Origin of the sequence: Salmonella sp. JXY0409-18, from assembly GCF_020268625.1 — a bacterium.
Taxonomy (GTDB): Bacteria; Pseudomonadota; Gammaproteobacteria; order Enterobacterales; family Enterobacteriaceae; genus Salmonella; species Salmonella enterica.
In genome coordinates this window covers 2406930-2430909 of record NZ_CP084216.1, presented here as the reverse complement: position 1 = coordinate 2430909, position 23980 = coordinate 2406930, and the positions used below count along the sequence as shown (strand labels likewise).

Annotated in this window: 28 protein-coding genes and 2 tRNA genes; 14 read left to right on the top strand and 16 right to left on the bottom strand. The window is 50.7% G+C overall.

Annotated elements, in window-relative coordinates; all coding sequences use genetic code 11:
* The first annotated feature begins 17 nt into the window (after positions 1 to 17).
* From ssaR to ssaU, 4 genes are read left to right on the top strand one after another with little or no spacing between them, the layout of a single operon-like run.
* Positions 18 to 665 carry an SPI-2 type III secretion system export apparatus protein SsaR gene (gene ssaR / locus LDB27_RS11720; protein WP_000056367.1) on the top strand — a complete coding sequence of 216 codons (648 nt, stop codon included), beginning with the start codon at positions 18 to 20 and terminating at the stop codon, positions 663 to 665.
* The gene (gene ssas / locus LDB27_RS11715) at positions 662 to 928 is read left to right on the top strand and encodes an SPI-2 type III secretion system apparatus protein SsaS (protein WP_000999982.1); all 267 of its coding nucleotides are present in this window, start codon (positions 662 to 664) and stop codon (positions 926 to 928) included. The genes ssaR and ssas overlap by 4 nt, the downstream gene beginning before the upstream one ends.
* Entirely contained in the window at positions 929 to 1708 is a 780-nt protein-coding gene (gene ssaT / locus LDB27_RS11710) for an SPI-2 type III secretion system apparatus protein SsaT (protein ID WP_000068770.1), read from the top strand.
* A complete protein-coding gene (ssaU, locus tag LDB27_RS11705) occupies positions 1705 to 2763 on the top strand; it encodes an SPI-2 type III secretion system apparatus protein SsaU (protein WP_001291707.1) in 1059 nt (352 codons plus the stop codon). Before ssaT ends, ssaU begins: the two co-directional genes overlap by 4 nt.
* Positions 2764 to 2930: 167 nt before the next feature.
* Here the strand turns inward: ssaU and LDB27_RS11700 are convergent.
* From LDB27_RS11700 to mdtK, 3 genes are all read right to left on the bottom strand, one after another.
* Positions 2931 to 3007: transfer RNA gene (locus LDB27_RS11700), tRNA-Val, on the bottom strand.
* Between the two features lie 10 nt (positions 3008 to 3017).
* Positions 3018 to 3094, bottom strand: a tRNA-Val gene (locus LDB27_RS11695).
* A gap of 151 nt (positions 3095 to 3245) precedes the next feature.
* Positions 3246 to 4619, bottom strand: a complete 1374-nt coding sequence (gene mdtK, locus LDB27_RS11690; protein ID WP_001175081.1) for a multidrug efflux MATE transporter MdtK — start codon at positions 4617 to 4619, stop codon at positions 3246 to 3248.
* A 216-nt stretch (positions 4620 to 4835) separates the two neighbouring features.
* On the opposite strand from mdtK, the gene LDB27_RS11685 reads away from it, so the two are divergent.
* Positions 4836 to 5477 carry a riboflavin synthase gene (locus tag LDB27_RS11685; RefSeq protein ID WP_000493971.1) on the top strand — a complete coding sequence of 214 codons (642 nt, stop codon included), beginning with the start codon at positions 4836 to 4838 and terminating at the stop codon, positions 5475 to 5477.
* 41 nt (positions 5478 to 5518) lie between these two features.
* Here LDB27_RS11685 and cfa read toward each other — a convergent pair whose 3' ends face one another.
* Together cfa and punC are read right to left on the bottom strand one after the other, a co-directional pair.
* Entirely contained in the window at positions 5519 to 6667 is a 1149-nt protein-coding gene (gene cfa, locus LDB27_RS11680) for a cyclopropane fatty acyl phospholipid synthase (RefSeq protein ID WP_000098879.1), read from the bottom strand.
* A 289-nt stretch (positions 6668 to 6956) separates the two neighbouring features.
* On the bottom strand, positions 6957 to 8162 hold the full coding sequence (punC, locus tag LDB27_RS11675; protein ID WP_001182317.1) for a purine nucleoside transporter PunC: 1206 nt from the start codon (positions 8160 to 8162) through the stop codon (positions 6957 to 6959).
* A gap of 112 nt (positions 8163 to 8274) precedes the next feature.
* Between punC and punR the strand changes: the two genes are divergently transcribed.
* A complete protein-coding gene (punR, locus tag LDB27_RS11670) occupies positions 8275 to 9207 on the top strand; it encodes a DNA-binding transcriptional activator PunR (RefSeq protein WP_000269512.1) in 933 nt (310 codons plus the stop codon).
* On the opposite strand, the gene purR is transcribed toward punR, so the two are convergent.
* A complete protein-coding gene (purR, locus tag LDB27_RS11665; protein ID WP_000190993.1) occupies positions 9204 to 10229 on the bottom strand; it encodes an HTH-type transcriptional repressor PurR in 1026 nt (341 codons plus the stop codon). The two genes, punR and purR, sit on opposite strands and share 4 nt — an antisense overlap.
* Positions 10230 to 10524: 295 nt before the next feature.
* On the opposite strand from purR, the gene LDB27_RS11660 reads away from it, so the two are divergent.
* Positions 10525 to 10614 carry a YnhF family membrane protein gene (locus LDB27_RS11660; RefSeq protein ID WP_000102277.1) on the top strand — a complete coding sequence of 30 codons (90 nt, stop codon included), beginning with the start codon at positions 10525 to 10527 and terminating at the stop codon, positions 10612 to 10614.
* A gap of 82 nt (positions 10615 to 10696) precedes the next feature.
* Here LDB27_RS11660 and sodB read toward each other — a convergent pair whose 3' ends face one another.
* On the bottom strand, positions 10697 to 11278 hold the full coding sequence (gene sodB / locus LDB27_RS11655) for a superoxide dismutase [Fe] (protein ID WP_000007294.1): 582 nt from the start codon (positions 11276 to 11278) through the stop codon (positions 10697 to 10699).
* A 126-nt stretch (positions 11279 to 11404) separates the two neighbouring features.
* Entirely contained in the window at positions 11405 to 12226 is an 822-nt protein-coding gene (locus LDB27_RS11650; RefSeq protein ID WP_001520344.1) for a C40 family peptidase, read from the bottom strand.
* A 335-nt stretch (positions 12227 to 12561) separates the two neighbouring features.
* Here LDB27_RS11650 and grxD point away from each other — a divergent pair, with 335 nt between their 5' ends.
* Entirely contained in the window at positions 12562 to 12909 is a 348-nt protein-coding gene (grxD, locus tag LDB27_RS11645; RefSeq protein WP_000108176.1) for a monothiol glutaredoxin 4, read from the top strand.
* 77 nt (positions 12910 to 12986) lie between these two features.
* On the opposite strand, the gene rnt is transcribed toward grxD, so the two are convergent.
* From rnt to LDB27_RS11625, 4 genes are all read right to left on the bottom strand, one after another.
* On the bottom strand, positions 12987 to 13634 hold the full coding sequence (gene rnt, locus LDB27_RS11640; protein ID WP_001282267.1) for a ribonuclease T: 648 nt from the start codon (positions 13632 to 13634) through the stop codon (positions 12987 to 12989).
* Between the two features lie 100 nt (positions 13635 to 13734).
* On the bottom strand, positions 13735 to 14142 hold the full coding sequence (gene gloA, locus LDB27_RS11635; RefSeq protein ID WP_001237789.1) for a lactoylglutathione lyase: 408 nt from the start codon (positions 14140 to 14142) through the stop codon (positions 13735 to 13737).
* A 68-nt stretch (positions 14143 to 14210) separates the two neighbouring features.
* The gene (locus tag LDB27_RS11630) at positions 14211 to 15308 is read right to left on the bottom strand and encodes an alkene reductase (RefSeq protein ID WP_000092938.1); all 1098 of its coding nucleotides are present in this window, start codon (positions 15306 to 15308) and stop codon (positions 14211 to 14213) included.
* Between the two features lie 58 nt (positions 15309 to 15366).
* Positions 15367 to 15966, bottom strand: coding sequence for a TetR/AcrR family transcriptional regulator (locus LDB27_RS11625; RefSeq protein ID WP_001041826.1), 600 nt, complete (start codon positions 15964 to 15966; stop codon positions 15367 to 15369).
* A gap of 102 nt (positions 15967 to 16068) precedes the next feature.
* Here LDB27_RS11625 and LDB27_RS11620 point away from each other — a divergent pair, with 102 nt between their 5' ends.
* The 3 genes from LDB27_RS11620 (at position 16069) to sodC2 (ending at position 17856) form a co-directional block, all read left to right on the top strand.
* Positions 16069 to 16308 (top strand): DUF1289 domain-containing protein, encoded by a 240-nt coding sequence (locus LDB27_RS11620; protein ID WP_001538148.1) that lies wholly within the window; start codon positions 16069 to 16071, stop codon positions 16306 to 16308.
* Between the two features lie 50 nt (positions 16309 to 16358).
* Positions 16359 to 17255: an aldo/keto reductase gene (locus LDB27_RS11615; RefSeq protein WP_000250715.1), complete on the top strand. Its 897-nt coding sequence runs from the start codon at positions 16359 to 16361 to the stop codon at positions 17253 to 17255.
* A gap of 79 nt (positions 17256 to 17334) precedes the next feature.
* Positions 17335 to 17856: a superoxide dismutase [Cu-Zn] SodC2 gene (sodC2, locus tag LDB27_RS11610; protein ID WP_000826820.1), complete on the top strand. Its 522-nt coding sequence runs from the start codon at positions 17335 to 17337 to the stop codon at positions 17854 to 17856.
* Here sodC2 and LDB27_RS11605 read toward each other — a convergent pair.
* From LDB27_RS11605 to LDB27_RS11595, 3 genes are read right to left on the bottom strand one after another with little or no spacing between them, the layout of a single operon-like run.
* On the bottom strand, positions 17832 to 19871 hold the full coding sequence (locus LDB27_RS11605) for an FUSC family protein (RefSeq protein WP_000777611.1): 2040 nt from the start codon (positions 19869 to 19871) through the stop codon (positions 17832 to 17834). The two genes, sodC2 and LDB27_RS11605, sit on opposite strands and share 25 nt — an antisense overlap.
* Positions 19871 to 20731 (bottom strand): HlyD family secretion protein, encoded by an 861-nt coding sequence (locus LDB27_RS11600; protein ID WP_001527784.1) that lies wholly within the window; start codon positions 20729 to 20731, stop codon positions 19871 to 19873. Before LDB27_RS11600 ends, LDB27_RS11605 begins: the two co-directional genes overlap by 1 nt.
* A gap of 2 nt (positions 20732 to 20733) precedes the next feature.
* Positions 20734 to 20970, bottom strand: coding sequence for a DUF1656 domain-containing protein (locus tag LDB27_RS11595; protein WP_000649756.1), 237 nt, complete (start codon positions 20968 to 20970; stop codon positions 20734 to 20736).
* Between the two features lie 194 nt (positions 20971 to 21164).
* Here LDB27_RS11595 and slyA point away from each other — a divergent pair, with 194 nt between their 5' ends.
* Entirely contained in the window at positions 21165 to 21605 is a 441-nt protein-coding gene (gene slyA / locus LDB27_RS11590; RefSeq protein WP_000764551.1) for a transcriptional regulator SlyA, read from the top strand.
* A 47-nt stretch (positions 21606 to 21652) separates the two neighbouring features.
* Here the strand turns inward: slyA and slyB are convergent, their stop codons facing one another.
* On the bottom strand, positions 21653 to 22120 hold the full coding sequence (gene slyB, locus LDB27_RS11585) for an outer membrane lipoprotein SlyB (protein ID WP_000597179.1): 468 nt from the start codon (positions 22118 to 22120) through the stop codon (positions 21653 to 21655).
* 272 nt (positions 22121 to 22392) lie between these two features.
* On the opposite strand from slyB, the gene anmK reads away from it, so the two are divergent.
* Together anmK and mliC are read left to right on the top strand one after the other, a co-directional pair.
* The gene (gene anmK / locus LDB27_RS11580) at positions 22393 to 23514 is read left to right on the top strand and encodes an anhydro-N-acetylmuramic acid kinase (RefSeq protein WP_000835021.1); all 1122 of its coding nucleotides are present in this window, start codon (positions 22393 to 22395) and stop codon (positions 23512 to 23514) included.
* Positions 23515 to 23601: 87 nt separating this feature from the next.
* On the top strand, positions 23602 to 23931 hold the full coding sequence (mliC, locus tag LDB27_RS11575; protein WP_001132086.1) for a C-type lysozyme inhibitor: 330 nt from the start codon (positions 23602 to 23604) through the stop codon (positions 23929 to 23931).
* Positions 23932 to 23980: the final 49 nt, after the last annotated feature.

The following is a 23980-nucleotide window of genomic DNA, read 5'->3' as shown; positions in this document are numbered from 1 at the left end:
GTCATGAGAGATACAGTATGTCTTTACCCGATTCGCCTTTGCAACTGATTGGTATATTGTTTCTGCTTTCAATACTGCCTCTCATTATCGTCATGGGAACCTCTTTCCTTAAACTGGCGGTGGTATTTTCGATTTTACGAAATGCTCTGGGTATTCAACAAGTTCCCCCAAATATCGCACTGTATGGCCTCGCGCTTGTACTTTCCTTATTCATTATGGGGCCGACGCTATTAGCTGTAAAAGAGCGCTGGCATCCGGTTCAGGTCGCTGGCGCTCCTTTCTGGACGTCGGAGTGGGACAGTAAAGCATTAGCGCCTTATCGACAGTTTTTGCAAAAAAACTCTGAAGAAAAGGAAGCCAATTATTTTCGGAATTTGATAAAACGAACCTGGCCTGAAGACATAAAAAGAAAGATAAAACCTGATTCTTTGCTCATATTAATTCCGGCATTTACGGTGAGTCAGTTAACGCAGGCGTTTCGGATTGGATTACTTATTTATCTTCCCTTTCTGGCTATTGACCTGCTTATTTCAAATATACTGCTGGCTATGGGGATGATGATGGTGTCGCCGATGACCATTTCATTGCCGTTTAAGCTGCTAATATTTTTACTGGCAGGCGGTTGGGATCTGACACTGGCGCAATTGGTACAGAGCTTTTCATGAATGATTCTGAATTGACGCAATTTGTAACGCAACTTTTATGGATCGTCCTTTTTACGTCTATGCCGGTGGTGTTGGTGGCATCGGTAGTTGGTGTCATCGTAAGCCTTGTTCAGGCCTTGACTCAAATACAGGACCAAACGCTACAGTTCATGATTAAATTATTGGCAATTGCAATAACCTTAATGGTCAGCTACCCATGGCTTAGCGGTATCCTGTTGAATTATACCCGGCAGATAATGTTACGAATTGGAGAGCATGGTTGAATGGCACAACAGGTAAATGAGTGGCTTATTGCATTGGCTGTGGCTTTTATTCGACCATTGAGCCTCTCTTTATTACTTCCCCTATTAAAAAGTGGCAGTTTAGGGTCCGCGCTTTTACGTAATGGCGTGCTTATGTCACTTACCTTTCCCATATTACCAATCATTTACCAGCAGAAGATTATGATGCATATTGGTAAAGATTACAGTTGGTTAGGGTTAGTCACCGGAGAGGTGATTATTGGTTTTTTAATTGGGTTTTGTGCGGCGGTTCCCTTTTGGGCCGTTGATATGGCGGGGTTTCTGCTTGATACTTTACGTGGCGCGACAATGGGTACGATATTCAATTCTACAATGGAAGCTGAAACCTCACTTTTTGGCTTGCTTTTCAGCCAGTTTTTGTGTGTTATTTTCTTTATAAGCGGCGGCATGGAGTTTATATTAAACATTCTGTATGAGTCATACCAATATTTACCACCGGGGCGTACTTTATTATTTGATCGGCAATTTTTAAAATATATCCAGGCAGAGTGGAGAACACTTTATCAATTATGCATCAGTTTTTCTGTTCCTGCCATAATATGTATGGTATTAGCCGATCTGGCTTTAGGTCTTTTAAATCGGTCGGCACAACAATTGAATGTATTTTTCTTCTCAATGCCGCTCAAAAGTATATTAGTTTTACTAACGCTCCTGATCTCATTCCCTTATGCTCTTCATCACTATTTGGTTGAAAGCGATAAATTTTATATTTATCTGAAAGACTGGTTCCCATCTGTATGAGCGAGAAAACAGAACAGCCTACAGAAAAGAAATTACGTGATGGCCGTAAGGAAGGGCAGGTCGTCAAAAGTATTGAAATAACATCATTATTTCAGCTGATTGCGCTTTATTTGTATTTTCATTTCTTTACTGAAAAGATGATTTTGATACTGATTGCGTCAATAACTTTCACATTACAATTAGTAAATAAGCCATTTTCTTATGCATTAACGCAATTGACTCATGCTTTGATAGAGTCATTGACTTCTGCACTGCTGTTTCTGGGCGCAGGGGTAATAGTTGCTACTGTGGGTAGCGTGTTTCTTCAGGTGGGGGTGGTTATTGCCAGCAAGGCCATTGGTTTTAAAAGCGAGCATATAAATCCGGTAAGTAATTTTAAGCAGATATTCTCTTTACATAGCGTAGTGGAATTATGTAAATCCAGCCTAAAAGTTATCATGCTATCTCTTATCTTTGCCTTTTTCTTTTATTATTATGCCAGTACTTTTCGGGCACTACCGTACTGTGGGTTAGCCTGTGGCCTGCTTGTAGTTTCTTCTTTAATAAAATGGTTATGGGTAGGGGTGATGGCTTTTTATATCGTCGTTGGCATACTGGACTATTCTTTTCAATATTATAAGATTAGAAAAGATCTAAAAATGAGTAAAGATGACGTAAAACAGGAGCATAAAGATCTGGAGGGAGACCCTCAAATGAAGACACGGCGTCGGGAAATGCAGAGTGAAATACAAAGTGGGAGTTTAGCTCAATCTGTTAAACAATCTGTTGCGGTAGTGCGTAATCCAACGCATATTGCGGTTTGTCTTGGCTATCATCCCACCGATATGCCAATACCACGCGTTCTGGAAAAAGGTAGTGATGCTCAAGCTAACTATATTGTTAACATCGCTGAACGCAACTGCATCCCCGTTGTTGAAAATGTTGAGCTGGCCCGCTCATTATTTTTTGAAGTGGAACGTGGAGATAAAATTCCTGAAACGTTATTTGAACCCGTTGCAGCCTTGTTACGTATGGTGATGAAGATAGATTATGCGCATTCTACCGAAACACCATAAATGCCTTTGGTATGCTTCTTCAGGCCACTGCGAAGGTTAAGAGGGTAATAGCGTATAGAGCAGCGCGTTGATTTGTTTGACGATAAAGATGAGAGACTGAAAATAATCGCTTTTAGCCTGACACAAGCACCAGATAGCGTATTATAAAATTAAACAAGATAATGGATTGGTGCGTCTGAATGGACTCGAACCATCGACCCCCACCATGTCAAGGTGGTGCTCTAACCAACTGAGCTACAGACGCATTAAAATGATGGTGCGTTCAATTGGACTCGAACCAACGACCCCCACCATGTCAAGGTGGTGCTCTAACCAACTGAGCTATGAACGCAACGTTGTAGGTGACAACGGGGACGAATATTAGCGTCACAACTGCAATGAGGCAAGAGGGAAATCGCAATTTTCTTCCTGAAATCACCTGATTGCGGTGGAAATATGCAACATGTCGAGAAAATAGCCGCCATGCGACGGCTATCGTCGTATTATCGCGCAGCGCGCTGCAAAATGATGGCGGACGGCTGACGTTGTAGATAGCGCATCCGTAGCATCATTAACACCGCCGCCGAGGTCAGGCCGATGATGAACCCCATCCAGAAGCCTGCCGGTCCCATACGATCCACCACCAGATCCGTTAACGCCAGGATATAACCGCTGGGTAAACCTAACACCCAGTAGGCGGTAAAGGTGATAAAAAAGATGGAACGCGTATCTTTATAACCGCGCAGAATACCGCTGCCGATAACCTGTATAGAGTCGGAAATCTGATAAACCGCGGCGAGCAGCATTAATTGCGCGGCAAGCGCCACGACCTCGGGGTTGTCATTGTAGAGCAAAGCAATATGCTTACGCAGAGTAACGGTAAAGATCGCGGTAACCACAGCCATACAAATGCCGACGCCTAAACCGGTACGCGCTGCGGTTTGCGCATCCAGCGTTGAGCCCTGGCCCAGACGATAACCCACTCGAATCGTTACCGCCGCAGCCAGCGACATCGGCAGTACGAACATCAGCGAGCTAAAGTTAAGCGCAATCTGATGACCCGCGACATCCACAATACCTAATGGCGAAACCAGCAGCGCAACGACCGCAAACAACGTCACTTCAAAGAACAGCGCCAGCGCAATCGGTAACCCTAGTTGAATCAGGCGCTTCATGACGACGCTATCGGGTTTGCCAAAGCCTGTTTCATTACGAATATCACGCATTGAACGCGCGTGTTTAATGTAAGAAAGCATGGCGATAAACATCACCCAATAGACCGCCGCGGTCGCAACGCCGCAGCCGATACCGCCGAGTTCAGGCATACCAAAATGGCCATAGATAAAAATATAGTTCACCGGAATATTCACCAGCAGGCCCAAAAATCCCATCACCATACCCGGTTTGGTTTTGGCAAGACCTTCGCACTGGTTTCGCGCTACCTGAAAGAAAAGGTATCCTGGCGCGCCCCACAGTAGCGCGCGAAGATAACCCACGGCTTTATCGGCCAGCGCCGGATCAATATTATGCATAGAGCGGATAATGTATCCGGCATTCCACAGGACGATCATCACCAGCACGGAGACAAAGCCCGCCAGCCAGAACCCTTGTCGAACCTGATGCGCGATACGCTCACGACGGCCGGAGCCATTGAGTTGCGCAATCACAGGCGTCAAGGCCAGCAGTAAGCCGTGACCAAACAAAATGGCGGGAAGCCAGATAGAGGTGCCGATAGCGACGGCAGCCATGTCCGTAGCGCTATAGCCTCCTGCCATGACGGTATCGACGAATCCCATTGCGGTCTGTGCCACTTGCGCAAGGATCACCGGTATCGCTAACGCTAATAGCTGACGCGCTTCACTGGTATACTTCTGCACGTATTCACCTTTTATTTTGTTGTTATATGAAAGACTAAAAAGCCGCCGTAGTGGCAGCCAAAAGAAATAGCAGGGGAAATTTCAGTCTATTGTAGCGGGGTATTACTATTTCTCCAGCGAAAAAACAGTTGTTAACGGCGCATTGCTGGCAAGCTGTTTTTCCACCTGCTATTGTGCTGAACAGTTCTGCTTTTATTTATTTCAGGAGTTGAAGATATGTTTACGGGGATCGTACAGGGTACCGCGAAACTGGTATCGATTGATGAAAAACCCAACTTTCGCACCCATGTGGTGACGTTACCGGACTACATGCTGGAGGGGCTGGAGACGGGGGCGTCGGTAGCGCATAACGGATGCTGTTTGACGGTGACTGAAATAAACGGCAACCAGATAAGCTTTGATCTGATGAAAGAAACGTTGCGCATCACCAATCTGGGCGCGTTGAGGGTAGGTGATGAGGTCAACGTAGAGCGCGCCGCCAAATTCAGCGATGAAATCGGTGGTCATCTGATGTCGGGGCATATTATTACGACGGCGGAGATCGCGAAAATCCTGACCTCCGAAAATAACCATCAGGTGTGGTTTAAAGTGCAGGATGCGTCCCTGATGAAGTATATCCTGTATAAAGGCTTTATCGGCGTCGACGGCATCAGTTTGACCGTCGGCGAGGTAACGCCAACGCGCTTCTGCGTGCATCTCATTCCGGAAACGCTGGAACGTACTACGCTTGGCAGAAAAAAACTGGGTGAGCGTGTGAATATCGAGATCGATCCGCAAACGCAGGCGGTTGTTGATACCGTAGAACGCGTACTGGCTGCACGAGAAAATGCGGTCAGAAATCAGGCCGACATTGGCTAACGGAAAATAAGATTCCCCCGCATGAAATGCGGGGGAGATGATTAGCGAGGAACGCGCAGACCGTTTTCAACGCCGCGCGTAAATACCACCTGCCAAAGCTGGATATCACGCGCGCGAAACGCACCCGCGCAGGCGTTGAGATAATAGCTGAACATACGTTTAAAGCGCTCGTTATAATTGCCCGCAATCTCTGGCCAGGCATTGATAAAGCGCTCATGCCACGCCATCAGAGTCGTGTCATAGTCGGCGCCAAAGTTATGCCAGTCTTCCATTACAAAGTGTGATTCGCTGGCCTCGGCGATTTGACGAACAGACGGCAAACAACCGTTGGGGAAAATATACTTATTGATCCACGGATCGACATTATGATCGGTTTTTTTAGAACCAATAGTATGGAGCAGGAAAAGACCATCCGGTTTTAAATTCCTGTCAACAACCTCAAAATAGGTGTTGTAGTTTTTTGGCCCGACATGTTCGAACATACCGACGGAGACGATTCGGTCAAACTGATCGTTAAGGTCGCGATAATCTTCCAGGAGAATGGAGACATCCAGACCTTCGCAACGCGTCTGCGCCATTTTTTGTTGTTCAGCGGAGATCGTTACGCCCACCACGCTAACGCCATAATGGGTCGCCATATATTGCGACAGGCCGCCCCAGCCGCAGCCGATATCCAGCACACGCATCCCCGGTTGTAGCTGTAGCTTTTCGCAAATTAATTTCAGCTTGGCTTGCTGTGCCGCTTCCAGCGTATCGGCATCTTTCCAGTAGGCGCAAGAATATTGCATATAGGGATCGAGCATACGGGAAAAAAGGTCATTACCAAGATCGTAATGTTCCTTGCCGACAATCCAGGCGCGTTTTTTACTTTGTAGATTAATCAGACGCGCGCCGAGGATACGGAGCGTATCTTTAACATGGTGGGGGAGTTGATTTTCAAGACCGGCACGTAAGACTTTGCTGAAGAAAATATCCAGACGCTCGCATTCCCACCAGCCATCCATGTAACTCTCACCTAACCCCAACGATCCTTCCTGAAGGACGCGTTTAAAAAAATCGGGATTCTTAACACGAATGTCAGACGGGGCGGAACCATTAATTGTAATATCCGCGCGACTTAACAATTCGTTGGCGATTCGGTACCAGTTATCATCCGGTACGCTGACTTCTTCTATACACGATGAACTCATAGTTTCTCCATCACTGGACGGTGATCAGAACCTTAAAACAGCGTAGACGCTTTTTTGGCTTTGTGAGAAATCCCACGGGCAATTCCGTGAGCCAGTTATCCGACGTAGAACAGAGGAAGGGAGGAACCCTTGCCGAAAAGGCCATCCATGGTGAATCGGGAACGCTCCGGTTCCCGTTAATGCCTAATAATTATCGTAATATAAACAACCGTGAATCAGTATAGGCCGCAATTTTTGATGATTCAACCGAAAATTGTTAGCGTGCTAATTACCAGCGGTTAACAAGCTTTTAGTGAGACTTGTCGTGGGCGACATTGGCATGGTGAAATTCGGCCTCAGCGCACTCTGCATGAGACTGCATTTTGTAACCTAACGCCGCCAGAACAACGGTAGAGAGCATTACGCTGGTGGTAGTCAGTAGCGGCGTGCTGATGAGCCATGAAACCACCAGGCTTGCCAGGAAACATAACCCCAGCTGCAGCGTATTTTGTAGCGCCGCAGCGCGCCCAGTGGCTTGAGGGAAAGGGCGTAACGCTTGCGCGACGACGATAGGGTAGATGGCGCCATTAGCAATCGCCATTACGCAGAAAGGAATCAGGATCTCCACCAGTGAGGCATTATTCAGAAGGCCCGCTCCCCAGGTGGCGATAACGCTCAGCGCGTACAGCCCTAACAGCCACGGAAGCAATTGGTAGCCCTGCCATTTTTGTAGCGCCGCGCGGCAACCATATCCGCCAATCAGAAAAGCGATGGTTTGCGGAACATAGCTCAGGCCAATCACTGCCGGGCTGTAACCCATCGCGCTGAGAATAAACGGCGACCCTGTTAGCCACGCAAAAAAGCTGGCGGAACAGGCGGCATAAATCAGCACATTACCGCGATAGGTTTTAGAGCGTAACAACGTCGCGAAAGTGAGTTTATCCTGTCCCTCGGTACGCGCTTTTACCGATGGTTTTAAGCGCAGCGCCGGCAACATCAGCAACAACGTAATCACGAACAGGGTGGCGAAAATCGCCTGCCATGAGAAATGCGTCAGTATCCAGCTTCCCAGTAAGGGCGCAAGCGCCGGGGATAATCCCACCAGTGGCATGATCGTGGCGAAGATACGGTTAATTTTTTGCGAAGGATAATAATCGGTCACCAGCGCTTGCCAGATTACCGTTGCCGCGCAAACGCCGACGGCCTGCACAAAGCGCAGCGTCAGCAGTGCTGCCGCGCTTTCTACCCACAGCATCCCCAGACTTCCGAGTGCAAAGATAGATAACCCCAGCAGTAAAATCGGTTTACGGCCATAACGATCCGATAGCGGTCCCCAGAGGAGTTGCGCGACGGCAAAGCCAGCTAAAAACAGGCTGAGGCTGGCGCTGACCGCGGCGGCAGGCGTTTGTAAATCCGCCTGTATGGCGGCAAACGCGGGCAGGTACATGTCCGTAGCCAGAAACCCCAGCACGCTAAGGCCGGCTAACCAGACTAAAAAACCTTTTCCAGGTTGCATATTTGTTTCTCTTTCTTATCAGACAGACATTGTCGCAGAGTGTAGGGAGTGAAATTACGGTTGTGAAACGTTAATATTTGTCCAGTGAATTCAAAATTTTTGTAGGCAAATTATGTGGTCGGAATACTCGCTTGAAGTGGTTGACGCCGTGGCGCGCAATGGCAGTTTTAGCGCGGCGGCGCAGGAACTGCACCGTGTGCCTTCAGCAGTCAGTTACACCGTTCGTCAGCTAGAGGAGTGGCTGGCCGTACCGCTTTTTGTACGACGTCACCGTGATGTTGAACTGACGCCTGCTGGCATCTGGTTTTTAAAAGAAGGGCGTTCTGTTATCAAAAAAATGCAGATCACTCGCCAGCAGTGTCAGCAAATTGCTAATGGCTGGCGCGGGCAGTTAGCTATTGCGGTGGACAATATCGTCAGACCAGAACGTACCCGGCAGATGATCGTCGATTTCTATCGCCATTTTGACGATGTGGAACTGCTGGTTTTTCAGGAGGTGTTTAACGGCGTCTGGGACGCGCTCTCCGACGGGCGTGTCGAACTGGCGATTGGGGCGACGCAGGCGATTCCGGTAGGGGGGCGTTACGCTTTTCGGGATATGGGGACCCTGAGCTGGAGCTGCGTAGTGGCAAGCGATCATCCGCTGGCGTCAATGCCTGGGCCGTTAAGCGACGATACCCTGCGCAACTGGCCGTCGCTGGTCAGGGAAGACACTTCGCGAACCTTACCGAAACGGATTACCTGGTTGCTGGATAACCAAAAAAGGGTCGTCGTACCGGACTGGGAGTCATCGGCAACCTGCCTGTCGGCAGGACTATGCGTGGGAATGGTGCCGACGCATTTTGCCCGACAGTGGATAGACAGCGGAAAATGGGTGGCGCTGACGTTAGAGAATCCGTTTCCCGATGCGGCCTGTTGCGTGACGTGGCAGCAAAACGAGGCCTCGCCCGCGCTGGCATGGCTGCTGGACTATTTGGGCGATAGCGAAACGTTGAATCGGGAGTGGCTTCGGGAGCCAGAAGAGGCTCCCGACTGCGGGGATTAACGCCGATAGTCGCGGAACGGGCCGTCAGCGACCGAGCGACGCTCAACCAGGCGTGGATGAACTTCAATAGACTGTGACTCTTCACGCTTATTGACGATGCGATCCAGTAGCATATTAAATGCGGTTTCGCCTAAAGAGTCTTTGGGCTGGTGAATCGTCGTCAGCGCCGGGGTAAAGTAACGGGCGTTACGCACATTGTCATAACCGATCACCGAAACATCCTGCGGTACGCGAAGCCCCATTTCGTCAGCCGCGCAAAGCGCGCCCATCGCCATAATATCGCCGCCGCAGAAAACGGCGGTAGGGCGATGTGACTGCGATAAAATTTGCTGCATCGCGTGGTAACCGGATTCCGGCTCGAAGTCGCCCTGAACAATCCAGTTGTCCGGCACGTTGATCAGCGCCTCCTCCATGGCTTTCATGAAGCCTGCCAGCCGGCCCGCGCCGGTGTTGCGCTCCAGCGGGCCGGGAATAACGCCAATATCCCGGTGGCCGCGCTCAACCAGATAACGACCCGCCATATAGCCGCCTGCAAAGGCGTTATCAATCACCGTGTCGGTAAAATCGGCCTTCGCCTCACCCCAGTCCATCACCACCATCGGAATATGGCGATACTCTTCCAGCATGGAAAGCAGAGGTTCTGGATACTCAGAACACATCACCAGCAGGCCATCCACGCGCTTTTGCGCCATCATGGACAGGTAGGCGCGCTGTTTTTCCAGGTTATTCCAGGCGTTGCCTAAAATCAGCGTATAGCCTTTCTGGAAACAGTTTTTTTCAACCGCCTCGATAATTTCGGCAAAATAGGCCGCTTCGCTGCTGGTCGCCAGTAAGCCTATCGACTTGGTATGGTTAACCTTCAGGCTACGCGCGACGGCGCTGGGAGAGTAGTGTAGCTCTTTAATTGCCGCCCAGACCGCGTTACGCGTTTCTTCAGCGACAAAACGCGTTTTGTTGATTACGTGTGATACAGTTGTAGTGGAAACGTTTGCTCGTTTCGCTACATCTTTAATTGTTGCCATTACATTTCACTCCAGACCCTCGCTAAGCTCCTGAGAAACGCCAGGTAAACGTTTGCCTACACACACCCTAATCGCAACATCAGGGTTGCGGCACGCCGGAAAAACGACACGGAACGTCAGGAAGGGGTCAATGGCCGTTACGCTAATTCAGTAAGCCTGGAATTTTGTCTGATCTTGAGGAAAAGGGGAAGCGTTAAAAACAGTTATCAATATAAAACATGAGAGATTTTTGTGCGGGAATGTGCAAAAATGCGCTATATCACTTTTTGTGTGGGAATAAAAAGGAGAAAACTTGATGAGTACCGACCTGAAATTTTCGTTGATTACTACGCTGATTGTTCTGGGCGTGATTGTCGCAGGTGGATTAACGGCCGCTCTGCACTGATTTCCTCTCTTCTGAGGGTGGGCGTCTCCTCTATTCTATCCCTCTCTAAAACGCAGAAGGCGTACCTTCTGCGTACTCAGACTTATGCGGCGAGATTTTTCGCAACAAATTCCCAGTTAACCAGCGCCCAGAAATGCTCCAGATAGTTTGGACGGGCGTTGCGGTAGTCGATGTAATACGCGTGTTCCCACACATCAACCGTCAGCAACGGCGTTGCATCCGTAGTCAGCGGCGTACCGGCATTTGAGGTAGAAACGATAGCCAGTTTGCCATCAGCGCTTTTTACCAGCCATGTCCATCCGGAACCAAAGTTTTTGATAGCGGCATCGGTGAACTGCGCTTTAAATTCTGCGAAGCTGCCAAAAGATGCCGCGATAGCATCAGCCAGTTTCCCGGTCGGTTCGCCGCCAGCGTTTGGCGCCAGGCAGTTCCAGTAGAAGGTGTGGTTCCATACCTGAGCGGCGTTATTAAAGATACCGCCTTCGGAGGCTCGCACGATCTCTTCCAGCGATTTGCCTTCAAACGCCGTGCCTTTGATCAAATTGTTAAGATTGGTCACGTAAGTCTGATGATGTTTGCCATAGTGATATTCCAGCGTCTCAGCAGAAATATGCGGTGCCAGAGCATCTTTGGCATACGGTAATGCAGGTAATTCGAACGACATTGCTTCTCTCCTTATTATTAATATTGCGCACGCACAATAACCCTGGTGCGCGTAAGGATAGGGTAGCAAATTGAGAGGTGGCGCAAAAGAAGAAGTTATCCTGTCGTTAAACGACAGGATAAAATATTAGCGAATTGTTTTAGGCGTCATCACCCGACGGGCGCCGACATAATGACGCTGCCAGTACTCTTCGTTCAGTGAGGTGATCTTAATTTCCTGACCGCTGCGCGGAGACTGGATAAACTTACCGTTGCCGACATAGACGCCAACGTGATCGGCGGTGCCGCGCCCCTGCGTACGAAAGAACACCAGATCGCCGTTTTTCAACTCGCTACGCTCAATGGGCGCCGCGTCACGCAGGTGATACATCTCATTCGCCGTTCGGGGGATACGGATCTTCACTAAATCTTTATAGGCATAATAAACCAGACCGCTGCAATCAAAACCGGTGCGCGGCGACGCGCCTCCCCAGTGATACGGTTTACCAATCTGATTCATGAGTTTGGACATCGCGGTTTTCGTCGCTTTTTGTACTTTTGCACGATGCGCATCGGCAATAGAGACCGGCAATGTTCCTTTCCCCTTCACGCAGTGCGGCTTACGGCCTTTACGCGTCGTGCATTTTTCCGTTACGTCGAGGGCGGCGATTGACGTGGGCGCGGTTCTGTTACGACGATGCGTCGTATGACGAGATTTCGTGGAGGCGGTGGTACGTTTTGGCGTAGAAGCGGAAGAAGAACGGCTGGTTTTTGAGGTTTTTTTTACGTTTTTTTTGCTGGTCTTACTGATCTTTTTCGTTGTGCTTTTCTTTTTATCTGCCGTTTTCGTGACATGAGAAACAGCAGGCGTCGCTTTGGCTTGCCTGGAAGCATGGGCCATTGGCGTAAAAGGGAGAGTAGTAAAAAGTAAAGCACAGAGCGTGATCGAGATTTTGTTTATCCGCGCCACTGAGCAATCCTCTGTTAAAGGCAGGCGATTCATGCCTGCGTATGATTTACAAAACCTGATAATTCTAATCTACAAAAGCACAGATTGGTAATTGCTTTTGGTTTCTGAAGCTGTGTTTCGTTAACAGATGTAAAAAAAATAGCAATTAATGCTAAACACGAACGCGTTATCTACAAATCACTGCGTGGCAACCCGCTTAAAAGATATTTTGTATACAACTTATTCCCGCAGACGGTAAAATAATAAGGCATGATGAAAATGTTATTTTCCGTTGCCAGCCTGACCCGTTACAATGACAGGCTTCAGTCGTAAAAGTAGTTTAAGGAAGCGAGACAATGAGCACCACTATCGAAAAAATTCAGCGCCAGATCGCTGAAAACCCGATTCTCCTGTATATGAAAGGTTCACCGAAACTGCCAAGCTGTGGTTTCTCTGCGCAGGCCGTTCAGGCGCTTTCAGCCTGCGGGGAACGTTTTGCCTATGTTGATATCCTGCAAAACCCGGATATTCGCGCTGAATTACCGAAATACGCCAACTGGCCGACATTCCCACAACTGTGGGTGGACGGCGAGCTGGTCGGCGGGTGTGATATTGTGATTGAAATGTATCAGCGTGGTGAGTTGCAGCAGCTTATTAAAGAAACTGCGGCAAAATATAAAACTCAGGAGCCGGACGCAGAGTAATCTGTGAAAGGAGAAAGCGACCTGTAAAGGTCGCTTTTTTACTGCCATCGTGAGCAAAAGCGGCGTCGTTAGCCACGTTATTTGTCCGTCGGCAAAGGTAACGGCCAGCCGCCCAGGCGCTTCCAGCGATTGACGATTTCACAAAACAGTACCGCTGTCCGCTCGGTATCATACAAAGCGGAATGGGCCTTTTCGCCGTCAAACTCCATACCTGCCGCCAGGCACGCTTTTGATAACACCGTTTGTCCCAGCGCCAGTCCGCTCAATGCCGCGGTATCAAAGGTGACGAACGGATGAAACGGGTTACGTTTCAGCGAGGCGCGCTCTGCGGCGGCCATCATAAAACTGTGATCAAAAGTGGCGTTATGCGCGACCATAATGGCGCGGCTACAACCGCTGTCTTTGATACCTTTACGCACCATTTTGAAAATAGCGTGTAGCGCCTCATATTCACTCACCGCGCCGCGTAGCGGGTTAGAGGGATCGATACCGTTAAACGCGAGCGCTTCCGGCTGTAAGTTGGCTCCAGCGAATGGCTCCACATGGAAATGCAGCGTCATGTCCGGCATCAGCCAGCCTTGTTCATCCATTTTCAGCGTGATGGCGGCGATTTCGAGCAGCGCATCGGTTTTAGCGTTAAATCCTGCAGTTTCAACGTCGATGACGACAGGATAAAAACCACGAAAACGGTCGCACAGACCGGAAAGTTGAGCGTTATCGGACATCTGAGTCTCTTAATACGAAAAAATGCAGCGCGTATTATGGCAAATTTTACGCCGGGATGCAGTAAAACAACGGGCGCAGTGACCTGCGCCCGGCGGGGGATCAGTTACCCAGACCGCGGCCTGCGTCTTTAGCTTCAATCAATTCGATTTTATAGCCATCCGGATCTTCAACGAAGGCGATGACGGTCGAACCGCCTTTTACCGGCCCCGCTTCACGGGTCACGTTGCCGCCGTTTTGACGAATGCGTTCACAGGCTTCAGCAGCATTGTCAACGCTCAGCGCGATATGCCCGTACGCATTACCCATGTCGTAGCTCTCAACGCCCCAGTTATAGGTTAGTTCGATGACCGCTTCTTCCGTTTCCGGACCATATCCCACAAAGGCCAGCGAGTATTTGTATTCCGGATTCTCACTGGTACGCAGCAATTTCATGCCCAGAACGTTAGTGTAAAAAGCGATGGAACGCTGCAAATCGCCGACGCGCAGCATAGTATGCAATAAACGCATTTTCGTTGTCCTTAAAATAGTCAAGATATTCAAAGTATAGCGGCGATGTGAGGCCGCTATCAATGAAATTACAGAGTAGGGTAGTCAGTGTAGCCTTCCGCGCCGCCGCCATAAAAACTTTCGGGACGCTGTGGATTGAGTTTCGCTTTACATTGCAGACGCGCTACCAGATCCGGGTTAGCGATGTAATCGCGACCAAACGCCACGGCGTCAATCAGCCCTTTTTCGATCAGATCTTCCGCTTTTTCTGGCGTATAGGCGCCAGCGCCGATGATGGGACCGTGGAAACGTGCGCGCACTTTTTCACGGAACGCGTCGCTGTACGGTTCGCCGCCCGCCCAGTCTGGTTCAGACATATGCAGATAAGCAATGCCGCGTTTGCCTAACGCTTCAATCAGATAAAGGGCGTCAGCCTCTTCATTCGGGCCGTTATCGACATTCTGGAAAGTGCCGACAGGAGAAAGGCGGATGCCGATACGGTCCGCGCCCCATTCCTTAATGCCGGCATCAACCACTTCCAGCACCAGACGGGCGCGATTCTCTACGCTGCCGCCGTACTGATCGGTACGGTGATTAGAAGACGGTGAGAGGAACTGGTGCAGCAGATAACCGTGCGCGGAGTGCAGCTCCACCAGTTCGAAGCCTGCCTCTCGGGCATTGGCGATAGCCTGGCGGAAATCGTTGACGATCCCGGGGATCTCGTGAGTATCCAGCGCGCGCGGCGTGGAAGTCTCTACGCGGATGGCCTGGCCGTTTTCGTCACGCAAAGAGGTGCGGGTTCCCGCATTGATAGCGGATGGCGCGACGGGCGCTTGTCCGCCTGGTTGCAGGCTGGCGTGTGAAATACGGCCCGTATGCCACAGTTGCACCGCCATATGGCCGCCCTGAGCATGAACTCCCTGAGTGATTTTTTTCCAGGCGGCGATCTGCTCATCGCTGTGTAATCCCGGTGCGCCGGCATAGCCTTTCGCCTGTGCGGAGATTTGTGTGGCTTCGCTGATGATCAATCCGGCGCTGGCGCGTTGACGGTAATATTCCGCCATTAACGGCGTAGGAATGTCGCCCGGTTCAATACTCCGCAAACGCGTCAAAGGCGCCATAAATACGCGATTTGTCGCCGTGATGGCACCCACCTTGAGGGGGGTAAACAGTTTTGCTGATGACATAGTGGCTCCTGATATAAGTAGACCGGTCGTCTTGTAATAAAGGAAATAAAAACGCCTGTTACAGCTCAGGCGTTGCAATGATGGTCTTAACATGCGCCAACGCATTTTCCAGTGGCGCGGCGCTACGGGATATTTTGGCCTGCAAATTGGCGCCCAGCCACAGGGCATAAAGTACCTGCGCCTGCGGCAACGGCTGGCCGGTGAAATGTAAACAGTGGCTATTACGGCCATCTTCCAGCGCGCGTGCAAGCAGTGCCATGATCTCCTGCGCCCCTTTATCCATCGTAGAGCGCATATCCTCCGACAGATCGCAGACTTCCGCTGACAGTTTCACCGTCAGGCAACCGCTGATGGTGCCTTGCTGGCAAAACTGCTTTAACGTTTCCTGATACCAGGCGAGAAGACGATCGCGATGATTACCGGGACCGGAGGTGAAGTGCGCCGTAAGACGCTGATGATAGCAGGCGTAATGTCGTTCAAGCATGGCGACGCCGAAGGCTTCTTTCGAGCGAAAGTAGTGATAAAACGACCCTTTAGGCACCTGGGCGGTTTTGAGCAACTCGCTAAGCCCCATGCCGGTAAAACCCCGTTGCATACAAAGCTGCTCGCCGGTGGCCAGCAGATGTTCGCGGGTATCGTGTTCGGTTTGCTTATTCATGACAGGCAGTATAGTAGACCAGTCGGTCTACTGCAAGCAGAGTTGCCATAATGTCAGTTAGCGTCTTCAATAGTCATAAGCGCCAAACGTTGAGGAGGGGATGTGGCCGAGCAGTTGGAGTTTTTTCCCGTAGCAAGCCCATGTCGCGGTATCTGCCAGTCTGATGAGCGTGGCTTTTGTCGGGGCTGTATGCGCAGCCGCGACGAACGGTTTAACTGGCAAAAAATGAGCGATGCCGAGAAACAAAATGTACTGCGGCTTTGTCGCCAGCGTTTCTTGCGTAAAATACGCGCAAATAAGCCTCTCCCATCGGAAGATCCTCAACAACCTTCACTCTTTTAAACGCGGAATTGCGTATACTCAACCTCATTATTCTCTATGAGGAATCTGTTATGGTTCAGCGTGTCACCATCGCTCCACAAGGCCCGGAGTTTTCGCGTTTTGTCATGGGTTACTGGCGTTTGATGGACTGGAATATGTCCGCGCGTCAGTTAGTGAGTTTTATCGAAGAACATCTGGATTTGGGCGTCACTACCGTTGACCATGCGGACATTTATGGCGGTTATCAATGCGAAGCGGCGTTTGGCGCGGCGCTAACGTTGGCGCCGCATTTGCGGGAAAAACTGCAAATCGTTACCAAATGCGGTATTGCGACCACCGCCAGAGCGGAAAATAGGCTCGGTCATTATATTACCGATCGCCGCCATATTATTCTGAGCGCCGAACAGTCATTAAAAAATCTGGCGACAGATTATCTGGATATGTTGTTAATTCACCGTCCCGATCCGTTAATGGATGCGGATGACGTCGCCGAGGCGTTTCAACATCTACATCAAAGCGGCAAAGTGCGCCATTTTGGCGTTTCTAATTTTACGCCAGCGCAATTTACGTTGCTGCAATCGCGCCTGCCGTTCACCCTGGCGACCAATCAGGTGGAGATCTCGCCGGTTCATCAGCCTTTGTTGCTGGACGGCACATTAGATCAATTACAGCAACTGCGTATTCGTCCGATGGCCTGGTCATGTCTTGGCGGCGGTCGGCTGTTTAATGATGAGGCTTATCAGCCGTTGCGCCAGGAACTTTCCGTTATCGCGCAAGAACTCAACGCCAGTTCTATTGAACAGGTGGTCTATGCCTGGATTTTACGTTTGCCGTCGCAGCCGCTGCCGATTATTGGCTCGGGTAAAATCGAACGCGTACGCGCCGCACTAGAAGCGGAAACGCTGTCATTGTCGCGTCAACAGTGGTTCCGAATCCGCAAGGCGGCACTGGGTTATGACGTGCCGTAATCGCCAACTCGTTGACTTTCCGTTCATGTTTTCGCCAGTGGTTTACACTTAACAGACGACCACATGTAACGGAGGTTTTATGAAGCGATTAAGTTTAGCGATGGTGACGCTGCTGGCCTGTGCGGGTGCGCAGGCCGCCAGCGAGAAAGTAGAGATGAACCTGGTGACGGCGCAAGGCGTAGGACAGTCTATCGGCACCGTCGTCATCGATGAAACCGAAGGCGGCTTAAAATTTACCCCACACCTTAAAGCGTTACCGCCGGGCGAGCATGGTTTTCACATTCATGCCAACGGTAGCTGCCAGCCCGCGATTAAAGACGGCAAAGCAGTTGCCGCAGAGGCCGCTGGTGGTCATCTGGACCCACAAAATACCGGCAAGCATGAAGGACCGGAAGGCCAGGGGCATCTGGGCGACCTCCCGGTGTTAGTCGTTAATAATGATGGTATCGCCACCGAACCGGTTACTGCGCCGCGTCTGAAGTCTCTTGATGAAGTGAAAGATAAAGCGCTCATGATCCATGTGGGCGGCGATAACATGTCCGATCAGCCGAAACCGCTCGGCGGCGGCGGAATGCGTTACGCCTGCGGCGTCATTAAATAACCCGGAGACAGTGTTCCCTGCGCTGGAGCCTGTTCCAGCTGCGACAGCGAACAGTGTAAACGCCAGATAATCGCCGCCAGCTCATGCGCGGCGGGCTGATGATGATGTGCGAGCGTGTCGCAGATACGCTGTAATTCCTGTAGCGAGACGGCAAGCGGGCGTTGCTGCACGCCGCGCTCGCTCATCACATCACGCAGCAGGGATATACAAATATCCCGCACCCGGGAAAGCGGATCGGAACGCGACTCCCAGGCGCGCAGCTGCCACACCACATGCGAGCAGTTCAGCAGTACCACTCCCCAACGTAATAACCACCGGCGCGCCAGCGCATCCTGGCTATTGCTGAGCTGACTGACGTGATGATAGGTCAGCGATTCAAACTCGCTTTCGCTATGGGAAGGATGACGGCTAAGCTGATCGACGAAATCCCGGCGTAGCGCGCGGATATGGCGGCGACTTTTTACGGCATCGGAACCGGGGCGCAAAATCGCAAACGCCAGCCAGGAAATCGCGACGCCGACAATCTTGGCGGTATTATCGTTAAGGAAGTCGGCGAAGTCGTACACCGGCGGATTGGTCACGGCGATGAATGAGCCCATAAAAACGATAAGCTGCCCCCACAGTCCCGCCAGCTTAGGCATCTGCAGTTTAAGCAGTTGCATCGTGACGAACAGCGGAAAAAGGAAAAGCAAGAATTGCCACAGATCGGTGATTTGCACCATCAGGCCAAATTTCACCACGAAGCTGAATAAGGACAGCAGCACTAAAGTTCGCATCAATAAGGTGAGCGACTTAAACGGCGTGGCGACGATGGAGTAGAGGACACAACTGATCGCCGCCAGGGTTAATGCGCCGGGCCCGGATTCCCATTGCGCGCCAATACTCCAGGCGCCAATCACCGTGAGCGTGCAAAAGGTACGCACGCCGCTCCAGATGGCCTCTGCGTTATCCGTATGCCGCGCAAGGCCGGGAGTGCGGCGGATATGGATTTGATCCACCGGCGCGCCGCTTTCGATCAGATATAACTGGCGGCTGCTGCGCAGATATAAGTGGCAAAAATAGCGTAATCGCTGCCAGAACGCGAGGTGACGATAATCCTGTTCATCCTGCGGGCGTAGCGGCGCAATAATCCGCGCCACGGTGTAGCTGTCCGCGCGCGGTTTCGCCAGCGCAGCTAAGAGTTGTTCAATAACTTCGCGGCTGTTTTCCGGCGGCGTCGGCCAGTTTAAAAGCATTCTACGCAGACTGGAGATCACGCTGGTTAGCCGTAATTGCTGGTGTAACAATGCATTTAGCAATGCATTCTGGCGGCGAAAACGGTAGTGACTCCAGAAGGCCTGAATACGCAGCAGGTTCATGGTCAGGATTTGCCCAATGACGCCCTCATGCGCGGAGCGGATGGCGTCGGTAGTCTCCGGCTGCCAAAGTAGACTGGCATGTTCCAGCAAGCGCGCATGCATGTTTTTCAACGCGGTGAGCAGGGCTGTGCCATCCGATGTGCTGGGCAGGATCATCATCATCATGCCGCCACAGAGGATGCCGACGATAACTTCACATACACGTGCCTGGGCGATATCCCACAACTGCGTGATTTCTACAATATTAACCATCGGGAACGCGATGATTGCCGCCGTGTAGCCGGACAACTGGAAAGCATAAGCGGCATTATTGGTAAAATGCGCGCAGGCCCAGGTACAAAAACCGATCCAGGCGGCCATGCTAAATAAGAATAACCAGGGTTCATTCAGCGTATGGCCGGCAATAATTAACGCGGCGGTCGCGCCGAGTAAACTCCCGGCAATACGCCCCAGACTTTTACTGATTACGCCGCCTACGGTCGGAAAGCTCACCACTGCGGCCGAAGTCATCGCCCAGTAGGGCTCATCCAGATTGAGATAATAAGCGAATGTCAGCGCGAGACACATAGCAATGGTATTGCGCAACGCGTAACGCCACTGGCCGGAGGTCGCTTTAAACCAGGGCGTATTTCGCAGGGCCGGCAGGGAGAGTTTCATTACCGCTGTCCAATGGCTACGCTGCAGGTAGTGCCGGAGACGAGCGTGATATCCTGCGGCAAAGCGTCAAATTCGATACGTACCGGTACGCGTTGCGCCAGACGTACCCACGGTACGTTGGGTTTGATATCGGGCACTAAACCGGAGTCGCTTTCCACGCTTTGGTCGTAAATAGCGCGCCCGATACTGCCAACGTGACCCTGTAACTTAATATTGCCACTATACAGTGTTATTAATGCAGGCTCACCTTCGCGGATATGGCGTAGTTTGGTTTCTTCGAAATATCCCATTACATAAAATGAATGGCTATCTACCAGGGCGAAAAGTGGCTTACCGGTACTGGCATAATCACCGGTACGCGTGGAAAGGTTGGTCACCCAGCCGGATACCGGCGCTTTTACTTCCGTCTGGCTAAGCTGCCACTGCGCCTGTTTTAACGTTGCCAGTGCGACATCTACGTTGGCCTGCATCGCTTTAACATTCAGATTGGCGCTATCCAGATCTTCAGCAGAGATGTAGTTACGCGATAAATGTCGACGTCGGTCGGCTTCATTATTCGCTTTTGCCAGATCGGACTGCGCTTTGGCCAACTGCGCCTGCGCGTTAAGTTCTGCAATATGGAAGGGCGTTTTATCAATGACAAAAAGAACGTCCCCGGCGTTGACGAACTGATTATCTTTGATATTGAGTTGGGTAATGCTGCCAGAAACCTGCGGCGTTACGCTGACCTGTTCCGCGCGGATTTTACCATCGCGTGTCCATGGCGATTGCATATAGTAATTCCATAACCACCACGCGGCCAGAACGGCGACGACGGCGACAATGAGAGTAGAAAAATATTTTATTGTTTTTAACGACATATTTACCACACGATCAGTAAAACGAGGCCCAGACATACGCAAAGCGTAAAGAGGGAGAGATCCATTAACAGGGGATGCCAGATTTCATCAGAGTATATCCGGTCACGCAGGAGTCGGTGAATAAACAACCAGATAACGAACCCAAGCGCAAAGGCTTTAAAGAATGGCGGAAAGTAAACAGATGCTCCCAACATGAGATCTTGTAAGGGCAATCCTGTGGCGTTGAGTATACACTTCACAAGCAATGTTCCTTTGCGTCAGACATCGATGCTTTAGTTTTAGCCAAAACTGAAGCTACAGGTGCCAGGTGCGCACTATGTCTGAAAAAATGTCTATTGGTAAGCAAATTTAGCAATACATTTGTTTTGGGAATACAAATACTGCACACTATTCTAAAATCAGCATAATAACTTAGCAAGCTAATTATAAGGAGATGAAATTGGAATCGCCACTAGGTTCTGATCTGGCACGGTTGGTGCGCATTTGGCGTGCTCTGATTGACCATCGCCTCAAGCCTCTGGAATTGACGCAGACACATTGGGTCACGTTGCACAATATTCATCAATTGCCGCCTGACCAGTCGCAGATTCAATTGGCTAAAGCGATAGGCATTGAGCAGCCATCGCTGGTACGCACGTTGGATCAACTTGAAGATAAGGGGCTAATTTCGCGGCAAACCTGCGCCAGCGATCGTCGCGCTAAGCGCATTAAACTGACCGAAAAAGCGGAGCCGCTGATCGCTGAGATGGAAGCGGTCATTCATAAAACGCGCGGTGAAATTTTGGCTGGGATTTCTTCAGAGGAGATTGAGCTTCTGATTAAACTTATCGCCAAACTTGAACACAACATTATGGAATTGCACTCTCACGATTGAGGTGCAGGGGCATACGTGTGGCCATGTGACCACACGTAAAGCCTGGTTTAGCGTGGAGAGACAGTAACCTGGCTGCCATTGCTGGCCAGCACGACACGCTGACCTGCCGAGAAACGCGTATTTCCTTGTTTCTGCACAACCATAATGGTGTTGCCATCGTCTTTACGAATTTCCAGTTCCACACCCTGGGTTTTATTCATTGCGCTCTGGACGCCCTGGCCCGCTACGCCGCCAGCCACCGCGCCTGCCGCGGTCGCCAGTGAACGACCCGTACCGCCGCCGATAGTGTTGCCGAGGAATCCGCCCAACACCGCGCCGCCGATAGCGCCAATCACGTTAGAATCATCACCGCCCTGAATTTGAACCGGACGAACGTTAACGATAGTACCGTACGTTACATTCTGAACTTGTTTAGCCTCGGATGCGGTATAAACATCACCCGAAAGGCTATCATTGTTAACACACCCCGCTAAGGATAACCCCATCAGTGAAACGGCCAGTACACGTTTAATCATTTACCCATCTCCTGTTCTTCACGAAACGCTATTTCAGCATCCCTATAGCTAAATTATATGGCATTTATGCAGTTAAGGTCATATCTTCTGCCAAAAGAATGTAAAAATCATAATCAGAAGTTAATTAACTAATCTTAAACGAAGTGGGAAGCAAGAAAAGATAGGTCATTGATATCCGTGGACGGCACGGCAAAAAACGTGACGCGGGCATCGCATTGCAAAATACGTTATGCCGAGTGTTAAGGCTTAACCCAGCTTAATAAGGAAGAGGTATGAAATCGGGCCGTTTTATTGGCGTTATGTCCGGGACCAGCCTTGATGGCGTGGATGTTGTACTGGCGGCAATTGATGAAACAATGGTAGCGCAACAGGCAAGTCTCACCTGGCCCATTCCCGTTCATCTGAAAAAAGGCATTCTCGATATTTGCCAGGGACAGCCGCTTACGCTTTCGCAACTCGGCCAGCTGGATACCCAGTTAGGCCGGCTTTTTGCACAGGCGGTTAATGCGCTGTTAGCGCAACAACGTTTGCAGCCGCGGGATATCGTCGCCATTGGTTGTCATGGGCAAACGGTCTGGCATGAGCCGACCGGCGAGGCCCCGCATACGCTGCAAATTGGCGATAATAATCACATCGTCGCCCATACGGGGATTACAGTGGTCGGCGATTTTCGGCGGCGGGATATTGCGCTGGGCGGACAAGGCGCGCCGCTGGTGCCCGCTTTCCATCACGCGCTGTTGGGACATCCGACGGAAAAACGTATGGTCCTGAATATCGGCGGCATCGCCAATTTATCTCTGCTTTTCCCCGGACAGGCGGTGCGCGGGTACGACACGGGGCCGGGTAATATGTTGATGGATGCGTGGATTTGGCGACAATGCGCGCAGCCCTACGACAAAGATGCGGCATGGGCGAAAGAAGGTCAGGTTATTCTTCCCTTGCTGCAAAAGATGTTGCGCGATCCGTACTTTGCTGCGTCGGCGCCCAAAAGTACAGGACGCGAATATTTCAACTATGGCTGGTTAGAACGTCATCTTACGGCTTTCCCTGGTGCAGACGCGCGCGATGTGCAGGCCACGCTGGCTGAGCTGACGGCGGTCTCCATCGCCCAACAGGTGCTGCTCAATGGCGGCTGCGAGCGGCTGATGGTCTGTGGCGGCGGAAGCCGGAATCCGTTAGTGATGGCCCGTCTGGCGGCGTTGTTGCCCGGTATCGAGGTTTCGACCACCGATAAGGCGGGGATTAGCGGCGATGATATGGAAGCGCTGGCCTTTGCATGGCTTGCCTGGCGAACGCTCGCGGGCCTGCCGGGAAATTTACCTTCCGTGACGGGGGCTACAGAAGCCAGTGTTTTAGGCGCTATTTACCCGGCTAACCCAATAACTCAGAGTTAACTGAATTTTTCCCGGACCCTATATCGGTAAACTAGCAAGGTCAGGAAGGGGCGTTTGCCCTTCCAGAAGCAGGAGAGCTTTCGGGATATGCCTATGAAAAAGATCGCAATAATGTGTTTACCTGTGCTGCTGACCGGCTGTAGCGTTTATCAACAATTTGTTGAACGTATGCAAACGGATACGCTGGAATACCAGTGTGATGAGAAGCCGCTTACCGTTAAAGTCAATAACCCGCGTGAAGAGGTCAGTTTTGTTTATGACAATAAGCTGCTGACCCTGAAGCAAGGAATCTCGGCCTCGGGCGCGCGTTATACCGACGGGATTTATGTTTTCTGGTCGCAAGGCGAGAGCGCCACGGTCTATAAACGAGACAGAATTGTGCTTAATAACTGTCAGTTACAAAATCCGAAGCGTTGAGATTTTCAGTATGGGGGCGCACAATAGCGCCACCCACTGATTATTTCTG

Coding starts and splice junctions, on each gene's coding strand:
- LDB27_RS11615 (WP_000250715.1), top strand. CDS start 16,359: ATGGTTCAGCGTGTCACCATCGCTCCACAAGGCCCGGAGTTTTCGCGT.
- sodC2 (WP_000826820.1), top strand. CDS start 17,335: ATGAAGCGATTAAGTTTAGCGATGGTGACGCTGCTGGCCTGTGCGGGT.
- rnt (WP_001282267.1), bottom strand. CDS start 13,634: ATGTCCGATAACGCTCAACTTTCCGGTCTGTGCGACCGTTTTCGTGGT.
- punC (WP_001182317.1), bottom strand. CDS start 8,162: ATGCAACCTGGAAAAGGTTTTTTAGTCTGGTTAGCCGGCCTTAGCGTG.
- ssaT (WP_000068770.1), top strand. CDS start 929: ATGGCACAACAGGTAAATGAGTGGCTTATTGCATTGGCTGTGGCTTTT.
- ssaR (WP_000056367.1), top strand. CDS start 18: ATGTCTTTACCCGATTCGCCTTTGCAACTGATTGGTATATTGTTTCTG.
- cfa (WP_000098879.1), bottom strand. CDS start 6,667: ATGAGTTCATCGTGTATAGAAGAAGTCAGCGTACCGGATGATAACTGG.
- LDB27_RS11685 (WP_000493971.1), top strand. CDS start 4,836: ATGTTTACGGGGATCGTACAGGGTACCGCGAAACTGGTATCGATTGAT.
- LDB27_RS11625 (WP_001041826.1), bottom strand. CDS start 15,966: ATGAATAAGCAAACCGAACACGATACCCGCGAACATCTGCTGGCCACC.
- ssas (WP_000999982.1), top strand. CDS start 662: ATGAATGATTCTGAATTGACGCAATTTGTAACGCAACTTTTATGGATC.
- LDB27_RS11605 (WP_000777611.1), bottom strand. CDS start 19,871: ATGAAACTCTCCCTGCCGGCCCTGCGAAATACGCCCTGGTTTAAAGCG.
- slyA (WP_000764551.1), top strand. CDS start 21,165: ATGAAATTGGAATCGCCACTAGGTTCTGATCTGGCACGGTTGGTGCGC.
- LDB27_RS11630 (WP_000092938.1), bottom strand. CDS start 15,308: ATGTCATCAGCAAAACTGTTTACCCCCCTCAAGGTGGGTGCCATCACG.
- grxD (WP_000108176.1), top strand. CDS start 12,562: ATGAGCACCACTATCGAAAAAATTCAGCGCCAGATCGCTGAAAACCCG.
- gloA (WP_001237789.1), bottom strand. CDS start 14,142: ATGCGTTTATTGCATACTATGCTGCGCGTCGGCGATTTGCAGCGTTCC.
- slyB (WP_000597179.1), bottom strand. CDS start 22,120: ATGATTAAACGTGTACTGGCCGTTTCACTGATGGGGTTATCCTTAGCG.
- purR (WP_000190993.1), bottom strand. CDS start 10,229: ATGGCAACAATTAAAGATGTAGCGAAACGAGCAAACGTTTCCACTACA.
- LDB27_RS11600 (WP_001527784.1), bottom strand. CDS start 20,731: ATGTCGTTAAAAACAATAAAATATTTTTCTACTCTCATTGTCGCCGTC.
- anmK (WP_000835021.1), top strand. CDS start 22,393: ATGAAATCGGGCCGTTTTATTGGCGTTATGTCCGGGACCAGCCTTGAT.
- sodB (WP_000007294.1), bottom strand. CDS start 11,278: ATGTCGTTCGAATTACCTGCATTACCGTATGCCAAAGATGCTCTGGCA.
- ssaU (WP_001291707.1), top strand. CDS start 1,705: ATGAGCGAGAAAACAGAACAGCCTACAGAAAAGAAATTACGTGATGGC.
- LDB27_RS11660 (WP_000102277.1), top strand. CDS start 10,525: ATGAGTACCGACCTGAAATTTTCGTTGATTACTACGCTGATTGTTCTG.
- mliC (WP_001132086.1), top strand. CDS start 23,602: ATGCCTATGAAAAAGATCGCAATAATGTGTTTACCTGTGCTGCTGACC.
- punR (WP_000269512.1), top strand. CDS start 8,275: ATGTGGTCGGAATACTCGCTTGAAGTGGTTGACGCCGTGGCGCGCAAT.